Here is a 13583-nt window from a genome sequence, read left to right on the forward strand (position 1 = left end):
GAAGGATGCCCCTGCAATGACGCAACCATCGGCGACCGACGCCGGACGGAGGGCCAGCCGGAACATCCGGCTGGGCTCGCTGGGCGCCGCGCTCGAGTACTACGACTTCGTCGTCTACCTCTATGTCGCGACCCTGATCGGCCAGGCGTTCTTCCCGGCGGACCTGTCGCCCACCCTGCGCCTGGTACAGACGCTCGCGATCTACTCGACCGGGCTGCTGATCAGGCCCGTGGCCGGCGTTCTCATCGCGCGGGTGGCCGACCGGGTCGGCCGCAAGCGGCTCTTCATCCTGACCGTCGTGGTCATGTCGGTGGCGACGCTGGGCATCGGCCTCCTGCCGACCTACGAGCAGGTGGGTTGGCCCGCACCGGCGCTGCTCCTGCTCCTGCGCGTGGCGCAGGGCTGCGCGGTCGGGGGTGAGATCCCCGCGGCGGCGGTGTTCGTGACCGAGCACGCCCGGCCCGACGGCGTCGCCCGAGCGGGCGCGTTCCAGCAGATGACGGCCTACAGCGGATTCCTGCTGGGGGCGGCGGCGGCCTTCGCGGCGGGGCTCGTCGCGACCCACCTCACACCTGATGTGCCGTCCCTCGCGTGGCGTCTGCCGTTCCTCGTCGGAGGGGTACTCGGCGCCGTGTCGATCTACCTGCGCCGTCGGATCGACGAGACGCCGGCGTTCGTCCGCGAGACGGGTGCCGGGGCGCACCCTCCGGCCACGCCGGTGCGCGAGGTGCTCGCGCGACACCGTTCTGCGGTCCTCTTCGCCGTCCTCGTGGCTGTCGCGCTCACGCTGGTCAACGTCACCTACTTCAACTTCTGGCCCACCTACCTGCAGACCTCGCTCGGCTTCTCCTCGACCTCGGCGCTCGTCGCGAGCCTGATCCTGATCGGGGGCGCGATGGCGGCCATGCCGGTGTGGGGCTACGTCGCCGACCGGTACGGCTGGAGCCGGATGCTGCAGTGGGCCGCAGGAGCGACCGCCGCGACCGTGCTCCTGCTCCTCGTGTTGCCGTCGCTCGCCCCCGGCTCCGCGCCGGCCGTCCTGATCCAGCTGCCGGTCGCACTGGCCGCGGCGGGCATCCCGGCCGCCGCCCCCGGGCTGATCGCGGCGATCTTCCCGACCCAGGTGCGGCAGACGGGCTTCTCGCTGCCCTACAACGTGGTCGTCGCGGTGCTGGGTGGCTTCCTGAACCTGATCCTGGTGTGGCTGGTCGCCACGGTCGGCCTCCGGGCCCCGATGTACACGGTGCTCGTGGCGTGCGTCCTCGTCGGGTCGGCGTCCGTCGCGGTGCTGCGCATCCGCACCTACCTCGGCCGCGGCGCACGACCCGTCCACGGGTTCGGTGGCGACCACCCCGTGGACGCCGTGCACACGGGCGAGGACGTGCGTGCGGCACAGGTCGAGGGAGGAACGGCATGAGGTGGGTGACCTACGAGGCATCTGCCGTCGTCCGTACGGGGGTCCTCGACGGAGGGTCCGTCCGCGGGCTCGCCACCGGAACGACCCTGGAGTACCTGCTCGCGACCGGGAGCCTGGAGGAAGCGGGAGCGGATGCGTGGCGCTCGCCCGCAGAGGTCCGCGAACTGGCCGAGGTCCGGGTGCTGGCCCCGCTCCGCCGCCCGCCGTCGGTCCGGGACGGGCTGTGCTTCCTCGATCATCTCCGTGGGTGCTACCGGGCGCTCGGCCGCGACACCGACCTGCCGGAGGTCTGGTCGCGGAGCCCCGCGTTCTACTTCGCCAACGCCGACGCGATCGTCGGGCCGTACGACGACGTGCCGATCTCACCGGGCTCGACGATGTTCGACCTCGAGCTCGAGGTCGGGGCCGTGATCGGGCGCGGTGGCCGTGACCTGCACCCTGACCGTGCCGAGGAGCACATCGTGGGCTTCACCCTCTACAACGACTGGACCGCGCGTGACCATCAGGTCGTCGACATGGCCCAGGGCATCGGGATGGCCAAGAGCAAGGACGGCGCCATCACACTCGGACCGACTCTGGTCACCGCCGACGAGCTCGAGCCGTTCCGACGGGACGGGCGGCTGGAGCTGACCGCCTCGGTCAACGGTGTCGAGCTGACCCGGGGCGAACTGGCCCGGATGGACTGGACGTTCGGGGAACTCCTCGCCTACGTCTCCCGGGGCGCGGACCTCACGCCGGGGGCCGTGATCGGGTCGGGGACGGTCCCCGGCGGCTGCCTGTTGGAACACGTCGACACCCCGGACCCGGGGGACTTCACGGGCTGGCTGCAACCGGGTGACGTGGTGAGCCTCGCCGGAACGGGGCTGGGGGAGACCCGGCAGGTGGTGACGCCGGCCGCTGCGGCGATCCCGCTCCGGTCGGTCGCTGCGAGGAGCGGCACATGAGCTTCCGATTCCGGCGGGTGGTCACCGGGCACGCTGCGGACGGGAAGGCGATCGTCAGGTCGGACGAGACCGTCGACTCGCAGCCGCGGCTGCCGGGTTACGAGGCGCGGGTCGTCTGGTGCACCGGGCGGTTCCCGGCCAGCAACGACGAGGACCTCTTCGACGACGGCGCACCCGGGCCGGCGGGTTCACGCGTGCTGTTCCGCATCGCGGAGTTCGACCCGGCCGAAGCGGAGCACACCAACATGCACCGCACCGAGACCCAGGACGTCGCCGTCGTGCTCTCCGGCCGGCTCGACATGGTCCTGGACAGCGGTGAGGTGGTCCGGCACCTCACGGCGGGTGACGTCCTCGTGCAGCGGGGCACCATGCATTCCTGGGTCGCCCGCGGCGACGAGCCGGTCCGGGTGCTCTTCGTGCTGATCGACGCGCTGCCGGTCACGATCGGCGACGTCGTCCTGGGTGAGGACCTCACAGCCCTGGGTGGTCGCATCTCGCCCATGCCGCAGGGTTCGGAGTCGTCCGCGTGACCGGGAGGCCGTACACGCTGGTGGACGTGCACGCTCATCACTGCGGCCCCGGACTTCCCGCGCTCGACGGGGCGCCGCGGCTCGTCGTGGACGACGGTGAGGGGAGGATCGTCGACGGCGAGGGTCGGCTCCGAGCGGTCCCGACCGCGCTCTGGGACGTGCCGACGCGGCTGACGGAGATGGATCGGGTGGGCCTGTCCCACCAGGTGATCTCACCGGTTCCGGAGGTCATGGAGCGGGCCTGGACGATCGACCCCGGGTACGCCCGCGCGGTCAACGACCAGATCGCGCAGGCGTGCCGAGAGTCGGGAGGACGGCTGATCGGGCTCGGTTGTCTGCCCCGCGTCGACCCGCGAGCCGAGCTCCAACGGTGCTTGACCCTCGGCCTGCGCGGCGTCGAGACCGGCACCCGGATGGCCGGACGCGATCTCGACGGGGAGGAGACGGCGGAGATCTGGGCGGCCTGCGCGGACGCGGGCGCCGGGGTTCTCGTCCACCCGGTGCAGCGCGGACGCGGGGTGCTGGGTCGCGCCGGTGGGCCGCTCGAGATCGGGCTCGGGATGCCCACGGACACCGCGGCTGCGGCGTTCGCTCTCGTCGCCGGTGGTGTGCTGGATCGCCATCCGGAGCTGCGGGTGGCGCTCACACACGGCGGAGGCACGTTCTCCTGGGTCGCGCCGCGGCTGCGTGCGGCGTCGGGCGGCGACGAGCGGTGGGACCGCGCGGTCCGCCGGCTGTTCGTCGACACCCTGGTCCAGGACCCTGCGCTGCTGCCGGTGCTCGCCGCCCGGTTCGGGCCGGATCGACTGCTCCTGGGCACGGACAGCCCGTTCATGCCCGACCACGTCACCCGGGCGGTGCACAGCGTCGACGTCCTTCCGGACCGGTCACGGCGGGCCGCGCAGGTGGACAACGCCCTCGCCTTTCTGGGCTTGCATCCAGTCGGTATTCCCACGGGGAATGGAGGGCTAGGATCGCCCGGTGGACCTGCGGCAGCTCCAGTACTTCACGGTGATCGTCCGTGAAGGGAGCCTCAGCCGGGCGGCCCACAAGCTCCACGTCGGCCAACCGGCACTGAGCAAACAGATCCAGGCGCTCGAACGTGAGCTGGGCGTCGAGCTGCTGGTGCGCATGCCCGGCGGGGTCCGCCCGACCGTGCCCGGGGCCCGGCTGATGGAGATGTCGCAGACCCTGCTGACCTACGTCGAGGACATCAGGTCGGCGGTGCGTGCTGCTGCCTCGACGCTCACCGGGACCGTCCGGCTCGGGCTCTCACCGTCACTCGTGCCCGCGCTCGCGGGCTACCTGGAGGGTCGGTTCGCGGAACGACACCCGCAGGCCAGGATCGAGATCGTCGAGGCCCTGCCGATGTTCCTGGAGGAGTGGATCGAGGAGGGCCGCCTCGAGCTCGGCGTCTTCACCCACCAGGCGGGCCCGCCCAACCCACTGTTGTCCACGGTCGTCGTCGGCACGGACGCGATGCTCCTGGTCGCACGGCGCGGGACCGTTCCGGCTCTTCCCGACCCCGCCACGGCGGACGCGCTCCACGCGCTCCGGCTGGTCATGACGCCCGGCTTCCGCGACTTCCTGCGGGCCAGTACCGACCTGGTGAGCGACACCGACGACACGGGGTCCCGCACGGACTCCATCCACAGGGTCCGGGACCTCGTGGCGCGCGGGGAGTACTGCTCGATCCTGCCGTTCACGTTCGTCCGCGAGGACCTCGAGGCGGGGGTGCTCGTCGCGGCCCGGCTACAGCCCGCCGTGGAGCGGGAGCTCCTCGCGGCGACCCGTGCGGGCCGCAGGCCTTCGCCGGCGGCGAACGCCGTCATCGCCCTGGCCCGGGTCCGGCTCACCGAGCTCGCCGCACTGCGGGCGGTGGCGGGGTGCGGCCCGGCTTGAGCGGGTCCGCCGTCCCGATCTCGGGGTCGTGGGCGCGGCTCGCCGTCGTCGGCCGGCTCAGGCGGAGTCCTGAGCACCCACGTCTCGGCGGTGCGGGTCCAGGCCTTCGATCCGCTCCACCATCTCCTCCTCGTTGTGTCGCAGGTGGTCGTCGACGGCCTGCCGGGTCGCGTGGGCGTCGCCCGACTGCACCGCGTCGAGAATCGTGCTGTGGATGCGCTCGCGGCGGGTCCGCTCCGTTCGAGCGATCTCGGCGAAGTCGTACACGAGTCGGGTGTAGCGCTCCGCAGCGGCCCACAGCTGGTCGAGCGTCCGGAGATCCCAGGCCGAGGCGGCCGGACGGACCAGCCGCAGGTGGAAGTCCTGGTGTGCCTGCCAGACGACCTCCGAGTCGGTGTTCTCGAAGTCGTCGATGTGGGAGCGCAACAACCGGAGGTCGGCCTCTCCGTGACCGGGCACCGACCGCGCCGCCAGCTCCGGCTCGATCATCCGGCGGAGACCGTAGATCCCCGTGATGTCCTCGGCGGAGAGCGGGACGACGGTCGCGCTCCGCCCGTGCGCGAGCTCGATCAGGCCCTGGCCCTCGAGCCTGCGCAATGCTTCACGGACCGGGAGCGCAGGAGCGTCTCGCGCAGGGTCGGCATCGCGCTGGTCCGCGTCGCCAGCGGGCCGAGCTCGCGTGCGACGAAGTCGCGGGCGCTCGGGAGGTCCTCGGCGAGCAGGGTGATCGCGGAGACGTCGGCGTAGTCCGTGGAGCGCGCGGCGCGGTCGCCCGCGAGCCGGGCGAGACGTTCGGCTCGCGCGGCCTGCTGGTGGCTGCGCCGGAAGCCCTCCACCCCGCGGCCGGGAAGTCCTCGTGCGACGTGGACGTCGGTGTCGCGCACGACTGGGGCGGGGGACGGTGTCGCGGTCGGCCCGGATCCGGGCAGGACACCCCACGCCCACAGGGCGGAGCTGCCGACCGGCATCATCAGAGTGGACGTGGCCCCACATGCTGCGAGCTCGGCGGCTGCGACCCGACCGAGGTCGGAGGCCTCACTCTCGCGGCCGACCCAGGCGATCAGGGCGAGGTGCCTGCGGTGAAGGTCGTAGGACAGCACCGATGTCGCCGCGCGGACGTCGATGTCGTCACCGCTGAGGACGTGGCGGACCGTCTCGTCCCGCGCGGCCGCGGCGCTCGTGATCCATCTGTCGCGCTCGGCCAGGAACTCGACGACCATCGAGTCCGAGAAGCTGTCGATGTAGCGGAAGAGGTCCTCGGAGACCGCCTTCATCTCGTCGGCGAGCCGGTCTCCCGCGACGAGGTCCTCGCAGGCGCCGAGGAACGCCTGAGCCATCCCCGCATGGCCGAGCCTGATCCCGCGCAGCACCTTGTCCAGGGCGATGCCGCGACGGACGAAGTCGCGGTCGCCCTCGAGCGCCTCCTCGGTGATCGGCTGAAGCTCCGCTGCCGGGAAGGCCAGGAGGACCAGCGAACGCAACGTCGAGGACTCGGTCCCCTTGCGCAGCATCTGGAAGGGGCCGTCGCCGCCGCCGAACACCGGGATCTCGCGGGTGATCGTGACGGCCATGGCGTGGCCGACCTCGATGGCACAGCGCACCGGCTCCTCCCCGACGTGGGCGATCGTCTCGGCGACCCTCGGCGAGGAGCTGGCGGCCGAGTCGAGCGCGATCGGTCCGCGCGGCCTGAGCTCGAGGAGCCACTCGCGACCGGGCGCGGTGGGCAGCTGCGTCATCGGAGATCTGCCGTCCGGTCCGTCAGCGGTGCGTCGCGTCGCTCCGGTAGTCGGTGTAGGTGTACGGGTTGTCGAGCACCTCGGTCTCCGGGATCTCGGGGTTCATGCCCTTCTCCCAGGCCTCGTCGCCGAGCGTGGAACGCAGGTGCTCCACGCTCTCCTCGGCGGTGCGGCGCAACGCGGTCAGGTCGACGTCGACCAGCCTGCCGTCCCGCTTCACGATGCGGCCGTCGACCAGCACGGTGTGGACATCGCCGCGCTGCGCTTGGAAGGCGACGTGTCCGTAGGGGTTGAGCAGGGGGAACGAGACGGGGGAGTGGTCGTTCTTGATCAGGATGAGATCGGCCTTCTTGCCGACCTCGATGCTGCCGAGCTCCGAGTCCATGCCCAGCGCGCGGGCGCCGCCGAGGGTGGCCCATTCGACGACCTGCTCGGCGCGCAACGAGGAGTGGGTCACCGTGTCGCCCTTGGCGTGCGCCTCGAGGTGTTCGCGGGAGCGGTCGGCGCCGAGCGTGCTGCGCATGGCGGAGAACAGGTCCCCGCTCCACCAGACCGTGGTGTCCATCGACAGGGAGACGGGGATGCCGTGGGCACGCAGCGCCCAGGTGGGCGGGTAGCCCTGGCCCGCGCTCTGCTCGCTCTCAGTGGAGACCGACACCGACCCGCCGGTCGCGGCGATGCGGTGGTAGCTGTCGGCGGACAGCGAGGCGCTGTGCACGTAGACGGTCTCGGGGGCCATGAAGCCGTGGTCGTGCATCAGCGTGATGCCGTCGTCGCCCGTGGCGCCCCAGACCCCGGCATGGGTGGTGACCGCGAGCCCGAGGTCGCGCGCGACCTCGAAGGCGGGCTTCTCGGGGAAGGCGGGGTCGCCGGTGACGTCGAACGCGAGCTGGAAGCCCAGCCGCCCGCCGGAGCGGCGGGAGACGAAGTCCCGGAAGTCGGGCGTGCCGGTCCAGGTCGCCGGCGCGTCCTGGATGTTGCCGTAGGCCAGCACGAACCGGCCGGGCAGCGACTCCAGCGCGTCGGCGGCGGCCTCGGCGTGGGCGGTGGTCTGCAGGCCGTGGGACCAGTCGACGGTCGTGGTGACGCCGGCCTCGAGCGCCTCGACGCCGCCGAGCAGGTTGCCCGCGTGCACGTCCTCGGGGCGGAAGACCCTGCCCCACTCCAGGTAGTACCAGACGAAGTACTGGGTCAGCGTCCAGTCGGCGCCGTACCCGCGCATGACGGTCTGCCACATGTGCCGGTGGGTGTCGATCATCCCGGGCATCACGATGCCGCCCGCGGCGTCGATCTCGTCGGTGCCCGCGGGGACCTCGAGCCCGACGCCGATCTCGGTGATCCGCCCGTCGACCACGAGGACGTCGTGCCCCGGGAGCACGCGGCGGACGCCGTCGATGGTCAGCACGGTGCCGTTGCGCAGCACTACCGGACGCCCGTGGCCGGCTTGCCCCTGAGTCATGACACGGTCATCCCTTCGGCGCGGACGTCTGTCCGTATCGCGGTCATTGCTTGTCGATCGCAGCTTCGACTCGGGGCACGCGGCCGTCAAGTGTAGGTTTCGCGCCGGGCGGAACAGCGGATCGGGTCAGCTGTCCGTCAGGCGGTCCCGGGCAACCTCGGGACGAGAGCGAGGGGATCGGGATGCCGCGCGAGGGAACCGGGCCGGACTTCATCGAAGCGCTGGCCAGAGGGCTGGAGGTCATCGCGGCGTTCCGCCCGGCCCGGCCCGTGCTCAGCCTCGCCGAGGTGGCCGAGGCGACGGACCTGGCGCGCCCGACCGCCCGTCGCATCCTGCTCACGCTCGCTGAGCTCGGCTATGTCCGTGCCGAACGGTCCGGATTCGCGCTGACCCCGCGGGTGCTGGAGCTCGGGGTGGCCTACGTCCGGTCGATGGGGCTGTGGGACGTGGCGCGCCCGCACCTCGAGCGCCTGGTGGAGCGGACCGGAGAGTCCTGCTCGATCGCCCAGCTCGACGGCTCGGACATCGTCTACGTGGCCCGGGTGTCCGTTCCGAAGATCGTGTCCCTCGCGGTGCAGATCGGCACGCGGTTCCCGGCGCTGCCGACGTCGTTGGGCAAGGTGCAGCTCGCGGCACTGCCGGTCGACGAGCTCGAGCGCGTGTTGGCCGAGCCGACCCGGTCCGGTCTCACCGCCCGCTGGCAACCCGACCGGACCGAGCGCGACGCCGTCCTGCGCGAGGTCCGGGCCCGTGGCTGGGCGCTGACCGACGAGCAACTCGCCCTCGGCATCCGGTCGGTCGCCGCGCCCCTGCGTGACGGCTCCGGCCGGGTGTTCGCCGGCGTCAACGTCAACTGCCACGCCGCGGAGACCTCGGTCGAGTACCTCCTCGACCACCACCTGCCGCTTTTGCTGCAGGCCGCGGGAGACATCAGTGCGGACTACGCGCGGCTCGCCGAGGTTCCCCACATCACCGCCTCAGCGGGTTGACGACGACGACGGTGCCGCACCAGACTCGCGCTGACGGACACATGTCCGTAGTGCGGACACGGAGGCGCGACATGACCGCGAGCACCGCGGACACAACCCGCGGGGGCCCACTCCACGGCCTACTGGTGGCCGACTTCTCCCGAATCCTCGCCGGTCCGTACGCCACGATGCTGTTGGCGGACATGGGCGCCGAGGTGGTGAAGGTCGAGGGCCCGCGCGGGGACGACACCCGGACGTGGATGCCGCCGGTGCGCGGCGAGGTGTCGACCTACTACCTCGGGATCAACCGGGGGAAGCGATCCATCGCGCTGGATCTGCGGGACGAGGCCGACGCCGCGGTCGCCCGTGAGCTCGCCCGCCGCGCGGACGTGGTGATCGAGAACCTCAAGCCCGGCGGCATGGCCAAGTACGGCCTGGACTTCGAGTCCGTCCGCGTCGACAACCCGGGAGTCATCTACGCCTCGATCAGCGGGTTCGGGTCCGGCGCAGGGCGGAACGTGCCCGGCTACGACCTCATGGTCCAGGCCATGTCCGGTCTGATGAGCCTGACCGGCGACCCGGACGGGCCGCCCTACCGCGCTGGGATCTCGGTGTTCGACGTGATGGCGGGCAACCACGCCACCATCGGCATCCTGGCCGCCCTGCACCACCGCGACGCGACGGGCGAGGGGCAGCACGTCGAGGTCAACCTGCTCTCCTCGGCGTTGACCGGGCTGGTCAACCACAGCTCGGCCTGGGCTGCGGGCGGGGTTGTGCCGTTCCGGATGGGCAACGCGCACCCGAGCCTGTTCCCCTACGAGCCGCTTCCGACCGCGGACAACGAGCTGATCATCACCGCCGGGAACGACGAGCAGTTCCGCAAGCTGTGCGGGGTCCTCGGGATCCCCGAGGTCGCCGAGGACCCCCGGTTCGCAGGCAACGCCGACCGCACCGAACGCCGCGAGGAGCTCCGCCCGCTGCTCACCGAGCAGCTCGCCAGGCGGGGAGCGCTGGAGTGGTTCGAGCTGCTCACCGAGGCAGGCGTGCCCAGCGGGCCGATCAACACCATCGACGGCGGGTTCGCGATGGCCGAGCGTTTCGAGCTCGACCCGATCGTCGAGGTCGGCGAGGGTGACCGCGCCGTGCCGACCACACGCCACCCGATCCGGTTCTCCGAGACTCCCGCGGTGTATCGGCTCCCACCCCCCGAGCTCGACGAGCACGGTGTCGAGCTGCGCAGGTGGCTGACCGCCCCGCAGGAGGCCGACCATGCCTGAGTACGAGACCGCCTTGGGCGCCTCCAGCCTGAAGGACATCACGCTGCTCGGCCGGGACCTGGCCGAGGACGTCATGGGATCGGTCGGGTTCGGCGAGCTGGCGTTCTGGCTGGCGACCCAGCGCCGCCCGACACCGGGCGAGACCAGGGTGTTCGAGGCGGTGCTGGCCGCGCTCGCCGACCACGGGTTCACCCCGACGGCGATCGTCTCCCGGCTGACCCTGCTGTCCGCGCCGGACTCCATCCAGGGCGCGCTGGCCGCGGGCCTGCTCGGGGGCGGCTCGCGCTTCCTCGGGGTCACCGAGGACTGCGGCCGCTTCCTGCACGCCCAGCTGCCCGCGGACCTCCCCACGGACGACGCAGGCTGGGACGAGCTGGCCCTGGCCGTGGTCACGGCGCAGCGGGAGGCGCAGCGGTTCGTCCCCGGCCTCGGCCACCACGTCCACAAGGAGGGGGACCCCCGCACGCCGCGGCTGTTCCAGATCGCCGCCGAGGAGAACCTCTACGGCCCCCACCTCCAGCTCTTCGCCGCGATCGGCCGCGTCCACCCGCGCATACTGGGGAAGACGTTGCCGCTCAACGGCGCCGGTGTCTGCGGGGCCGCTCTCGCGGATCTCGGACTGCCCCTGGAGCTGCTGCGCGGGTTCGCGCTGCTCGCCCGCACCGCGGGGCTGATGGGACAGCTCGCCGAGGAACTGCGCCACCCGGTGGGGAACGAGATCTTCCTGTCGGTCGACCTCCACAACAGGTCCGTCGCCCCGGACCCCTACGAACCTCCTGCCCAGCACTCGTCGGACGCCGAGGGAGGCCGTCATGGCTGAGCTGGTTGCGGTCATCGCATCCACCCACCACCCGTTCTACTACCGCGCCAGTACCTCGGTGGGCGAGGACCGCCCGCCTTTCGCGGACGAGTGGGTGCGCAAGATCGAGTCGTTCCGGGAGACCCTGACCCGCGCCCGCCCTGACGTGTTGGTGATGGTGGGCTCGGACCACTTCCACCAGCTGTGGCTGGACAACATGCCGCAGTTCCTCGTCGGCAAGGCGCCCTCCTACGACGCCAACTGGTACAACGAGGAACGCGAGTTCGGCCTGCCGCGCATGCTTCTCAAGGGCCATGAGGACCTCTCGGCGTACGTGCTGCGCAAGGGCCTCGACGCCGGCTTCGACCTGGCCTTCTCCAACGAGCTGCGGATCGACCACTCCATCACCTGCCCGATCATCACCCTCCGCCCCGAGGCGGACCTGCCGATCGTGCCGATCTACACGAACATCTTCGCGCCGCCGCTGCCGCAGCCGAAGCGCTTCGTCCAGCTCGGACGCACCATCCGGGAGCTGATCGAGTCCTGGCCCTCCGACAAGCGGGTCGCCGTGATCGGGACCGGGCACCTGTCCCTGGAGCTGGGCGGGCCGCGGCAGTTCGGACCGCACGGGCCCGATCCTCAGTTCGACCAGAAGGCGGTCGGCTGGATCGCGGGCGGCGACGTCGAGGAGTGCCTCGCCGAGGTCAGCCTCGACAGCTTGCACCTGCCCGGCAACGCCACCCACGGCTTCATGGACTTCATGCTCATGATGGGGGTGGCGGGGGAGGGCCGGAAGGCCGACTACGTCGACACCTACGACCTCTTCCACACCATGGAGGCCTACTTCACCTGGTACCCGAACGGAGGCCCCGCGTGAGCAGGTACCTGCTGAACAAGTTCCTCTTCACCATCGACCGGGACCCCGCGCTGGTCGAGCGGTACCGGGAGGAGCCACGGGAGACCGTCGCCTGGTGGGAGGCCACCGAGGCCAACCGGGTGCTGAACTGCATCGACGACGAGCGCTCCACCTGGCTCGCTTTCGACGCGGCCGAGCGCGAGGCACTGTCCACCCACGACTATCCGACGCTGTTCGACATGGGCGCACATCCGTTCCTCACCCTCACCCTGTTCATCGCCATGTTCGAGCGGGACCACGAACCCATGGGCTTTCAGACCGAGTACGCGCGCAGGCTCGCCGACCGGACCCTGCCGTACCCGGACATCGCCACCTGATGCGCGCCGCGGCCGTCACGACCTGCGGCGAGCCTCCGGTCCTGGTGGACCGTGGGGATGCTGCGCCGGGTTCGGACGAGGTGCTGATCGAGGTGGTCACGGCGCCGATCACACCGCTGGACCTGTTGTGCGCCAGTGGGACCAGCTACTTCGGGCGGCCCGCTACGCCGTACGTCCCGGGGGTCCAGGGTGTCGGTCGGCACGAGAACCGCCTGGTGTGGTTCCCCACCACCGCCGGGATGAGGCCCGGGGACGGGAGCATGGCCGAGCGGGCGGTCGCGCGCCGCGACGAGCTGGTCGCACTCCCGGAGGGCGTCGATCCGGTGCTGATGGCGGCCACCGGGCTGTCCGCGGTCGCCGCGTTCGGCGCGTTGCACCGGACCGGTGGGCTGCAGGCGGGCGAGTCGGTGATCGTCCTCGGCGGCGGTGGAGTGGTCGGGCAGGCCGCGATCCAGCTGGCCCGCGCTGCGGGTGCCGGGCGAGTCGTGGCGGGGGCCCGGTCGGGGGCGGCGCAGGAACGGGCCCGCGAGGTGGGTGCGGACGTCGTCGTCGAGCTGGACGACGATCTCGACGGCATGACCGCCCGATTCCGTGCCGCAGGCCCCGCGGACCTCGTGGTCGACCCGCTCTACGGGGTCCCCGCCGCGGCGGCCGCGGGCGCCCTGCGGCCCGAGGGCAGGCTCGTCAACCTCGGCGGGAGCGCAGGGGAGACCAGCCCGCTGGACTCGTCCACGATCCGCAGCCGGTCGCTGCGGATCCTGGGCTACACCAACAACGCACTCACCGCGGACCAGCGGCGGGCGGCGATCGGCGAGGTCGCCGAGGCCGTCCGGCGCGGCGCGCTCACCGTCGCCCACGAGTCCGTCCCCCTCGACGACGTGACGGCGGCGTGGCAGCGTCAGGCCGCAGGCTGCGCCGGGGGCCGCATCGTCCTCCGACCCTGAACGAGCCTGGAGACACCGTGCGACTCCTCCGCTGCTCCCGACCTCGCTGGTCGGCGGCGTCGCCCAGCCGGACCGGCTGATCGACCGGTCCGGGCCGGCCGTCGCCTCCCGCCGCGAGCGTGCGGGCCCCGGGAAGTGGGGGCCCGCACCCCACCGCGTGTGTCCCGGGGCCCCTCACACCGCGACACGACCGGGACGTGCGCTCTTGTTCACAGTTGCTCCACGCTACGCAGCATCGGCGCTGCCAGGCTCGCACCCATGACAGCGGACATCGGTTATGTGCTCGGCCACCGCGATCCAGAGGTCGAGAGGCTGCTGCTGCAGGGCAGGCTCTATGCGAGCCACACCGCGCAAGCGCTGCGCCTGGCCGGGCT

14 protein-coding genes are annotated in these 13583 nt (G+C 71.8%); 11 read left to right on the forward strand and 3 right to left on the reverse strand.

Going from position 1 to position 13583, the window contains the following annotated elements:
• The first annotated feature begins 16 nt into the window (after window positions 1–16).
• From ABD993_RS32250 to ABD993_RS32270, 5 genes are read left to right on the forward strand one after another with little or no spacing between them, the layout of a single operon-like run.
• A complete protein-coding gene (locus ABD993_RS32250) occupies window positions 17–1417 on the forward strand; it encodes an MFS transporter (protein ID WP_345426731.1) in 1401 nt (466 codons plus the stop codon).
• Entirely contained in the window at window positions 1414–2361 is a 948-nt protein-coding gene (locus ABD993_RS32255; protein WP_345426733.1) for a fumarylacetoacetate hydrolase family protein, read from the forward strand. Before ABD993_RS32250 ends, ABD993_RS32255 begins: the two co-directional genes overlap by 4 nt.
• Window positions 2358–2891, forward strand: a complete 534-nt coding sequence (locus ABD993_RS32260) for a cupin domain-containing protein (RefSeq protein WP_345426735.1) — start codon at window positions 2358–2360, stop codon at window positions 2889–2891. Before ABD993_RS32255 ends, ABD993_RS32260 begins: the two co-directional genes overlap by 4 nt.
• On the forward strand, window positions 2888–3916 hold the full coding sequence (locus ABD993_RS32265; protein ID WP_345426737.1) for an amidohydrolase family protein: 1029 nt from the start codon (window positions 2888–2890) through the stop codon (window positions 3914–3916). The genes ABD993_RS32260 and ABD993_RS32265 overlap by 4 nt, the downstream gene beginning before the upstream one ends.
• Entirely contained in the window at window positions 3873–4793 is a 921-nt protein-coding gene (locus tag ABD993_RS32270; RefSeq protein ID WP_345426739.1) for a LysR family transcriptional regulator, read from the forward strand. The genes ABD993_RS32265 and ABD993_RS32270 overlap by 44 nt, the downstream gene beginning before the upstream one ends.
• Before the next feature lie 57 nt (window positions 4794–4850).
• On the opposite strand, the gene ABD993_RS32275 is transcribed toward ABD993_RS32270, so the two are convergent.
• Genes ABD993_RS32275 through ABD993_RS32285 form a run of 3 tightly spaced genes read right to left on the reverse strand, consistent with a single transcriptional unit; the run spans window position 4851 to window position 7988 of the window.
• Window positions 4851–5390: a GntR family transcriptional regulator gene (locus ABD993_RS32275; RefSeq protein WP_345426741.1), complete on the reverse strand. Its 540-nt coding sequence runs from the start codon at window positions 5388–5390 to the stop codon at window positions 4851–4853.
• On the reverse strand, window positions 5363–6529 hold the full coding sequence (locus ABD993_RS32280) for an RsbRD N-terminal domain-containing protein (RefSeq protein ID WP_345426743.1): 1167 nt from the start codon (window positions 6527–6529) through the stop codon (window positions 5363–5365). The genes ABD993_RS32275 and ABD993_RS32280 overlap by 28 nt, the downstream gene beginning before the upstream one ends.
• 22 nt (window positions 6530–6551) lie before the next feature.
• Entirely contained in the window at window positions 6552–7988 is a 1437-nt protein-coding gene (locus ABD993_RS32285; RefSeq protein WP_345426745.1) for an amidohydrolase family protein, read from the reverse strand.
• Between the two features lie 182 nt (window positions 7989–8170).
• On the opposite strand from ABD993_RS32285, the gene ABD993_RS32290 reads away from it, so the two are divergent.
• From ABD993_RS32290 to ABD993_RS32315, 6 genes are all read left to right on the forward strand, one after another.
• On the forward strand, window positions 8171–8977 hold the full coding sequence (locus tag ABD993_RS32290) for an IclR family transcriptional regulator domain-containing protein (protein WP_345426746.1): 807 nt from the start codon (window positions 8171–8173) through the stop codon (window positions 8975–8977).
• Between the two features lie 71 nt (window positions 8978–9048).
• The gene (locus ABD993_RS32295; protein ID WP_345426747.1) at window positions 9049–10233 is read left to right on the forward strand and encodes a CaiB/BaiF CoA transferase family protein; all 1185 of its coding nucleotides are present in this window, start codon (window positions 9049–9051) and stop codon (window positions 10231–10233) included.
• Window positions 10226–11053 carry a citryl-CoA lyase gene (locus ABD993_RS32300; RefSeq protein ID WP_345426748.1) on the forward strand — a complete coding sequence of 276 codons (828 nt, stop codon included), beginning with the start codon at window positions 10226–10228 and terminating at the stop codon, window positions 11051–11053. The genes ABD993_RS32295 and ABD993_RS32300 overlap by 8 nt, the downstream gene beginning before the upstream one ends.
• Window positions 11046–11909: a DODA-type extradiol aromatic ring-opening family dioxygenase gene (locus ABD993_RS32305; protein WP_345426749.1), complete on the forward strand. Its 864-nt coding sequence runs from the start codon at window positions 11046–11048 to the stop codon at window positions 11907–11909. The genes ABD993_RS32300 and ABD993_RS32305 overlap by 8 nt, the downstream gene beginning before the upstream one ends.
• Window positions 11906–12265, forward strand: a complete 360-nt coding sequence (locus tag ABD993_RS32310; RefSeq protein WP_345426751.1) for a hypothetical protein — start codon at window positions 11906–11908, stop codon at window positions 12263–12265. The genes ABD993_RS32305 and ABD993_RS32310 overlap by 4 nt, the downstream gene beginning before the upstream one ends.
• Window positions 12265–13209: a quinone oxidoreductase family protein gene (locus tag ABD993_RS32315; protein WP_345426754.1), complete on the forward strand. Its 945-nt coding sequence runs from the start codon at window positions 12265–12267 to the stop codon at window positions 13207–13209. The genes ABD993_RS32310 and ABD993_RS32315 overlap by 1 nt, the downstream gene beginning before the upstream one ends.
• The last annotated feature ends 374 nt before the right edge of the window (window positions 13210–13583 follow it).

The organism is Pseudonocardia xishanensis (assembly GCF_039541715.1).
In the GTDB taxonomy this organism is placed as follows: domain Bacteria; phylum Actinomycetota; class Actinomycetes; order Mycobacteriales; family Pseudonocardiaceae; genus Pseudonocardia; species Pseudonocardia xishanensis.

Coding starts and splice junctions, on each gene's coding strand:
- ABD993_RS32250 (WP_345426731.1), top strand. CDS start 17: ATGACGCAACCATCGGCGACCGACGCCGGACGGAGGGCCAGCCGGAAC.
- ABD993_RS32255 (WP_345426733.1), top strand. CDS start 1,414: ATGAGGTGGGTGACCTACGAGGCATCTGCCGTCGTCCGTACGGGGGTC.
- ABD993_RS32260 (WP_345426735.1), top strand. CDS start 2,358: ATGAGCTTCCGATTCCGGCGGGTGGTCACCGGGCACGCTGCGGACGGG.
- ABD993_RS32280 (WP_345426743.1), bottom strand. CDS start 6,529: ATGACGCAGCTGCCCACCGCGCCCGGTCGCGAGTGGCTCCTCGAGCTC.
- ABD993_RS32285 (WP_345426745.1), bottom strand. CDS start 7,988: ATGACTCAGGGGCAAGCCGGCCACGGGCGTCCGGTAGTGCTGCGCAAC.
- ABD993_RS32290 (WP_345426746.1), top strand. CDS start 8,171: ATGCCGCGCGAGGGAACCGGGCCGGACTTCATCGAAGCGCTGGCCAGA.
- ABD993_RS32295 (WP_345426747.1), top strand. CDS start 9,049: ATGACCGCGAGCACCGCGGACACAACCCGCGGGGGCCCACTCCACGGC.
- ABD993_RS32300 (WP_345426748.1), top strand. CDS start 10,226: ATGCCTGAGTACGAGACCGCCTTGGGCGCCTCCAGCCTGAAGGACATC.
- ABD993_RS32305 (WP_345426749.1), top strand. CDS start 11,046: ATGGCTGAGCTGGTTGCGGTCATCGCATCCACCCACCACCCGTTCTAC.
- ABD993_RS32315 (WP_345426754.1), top strand. CDS start 12,265: ATGCGCGCCGCGGCCGTCACGACCTGCGGCGAGCCTCCGGTCCTGGTG.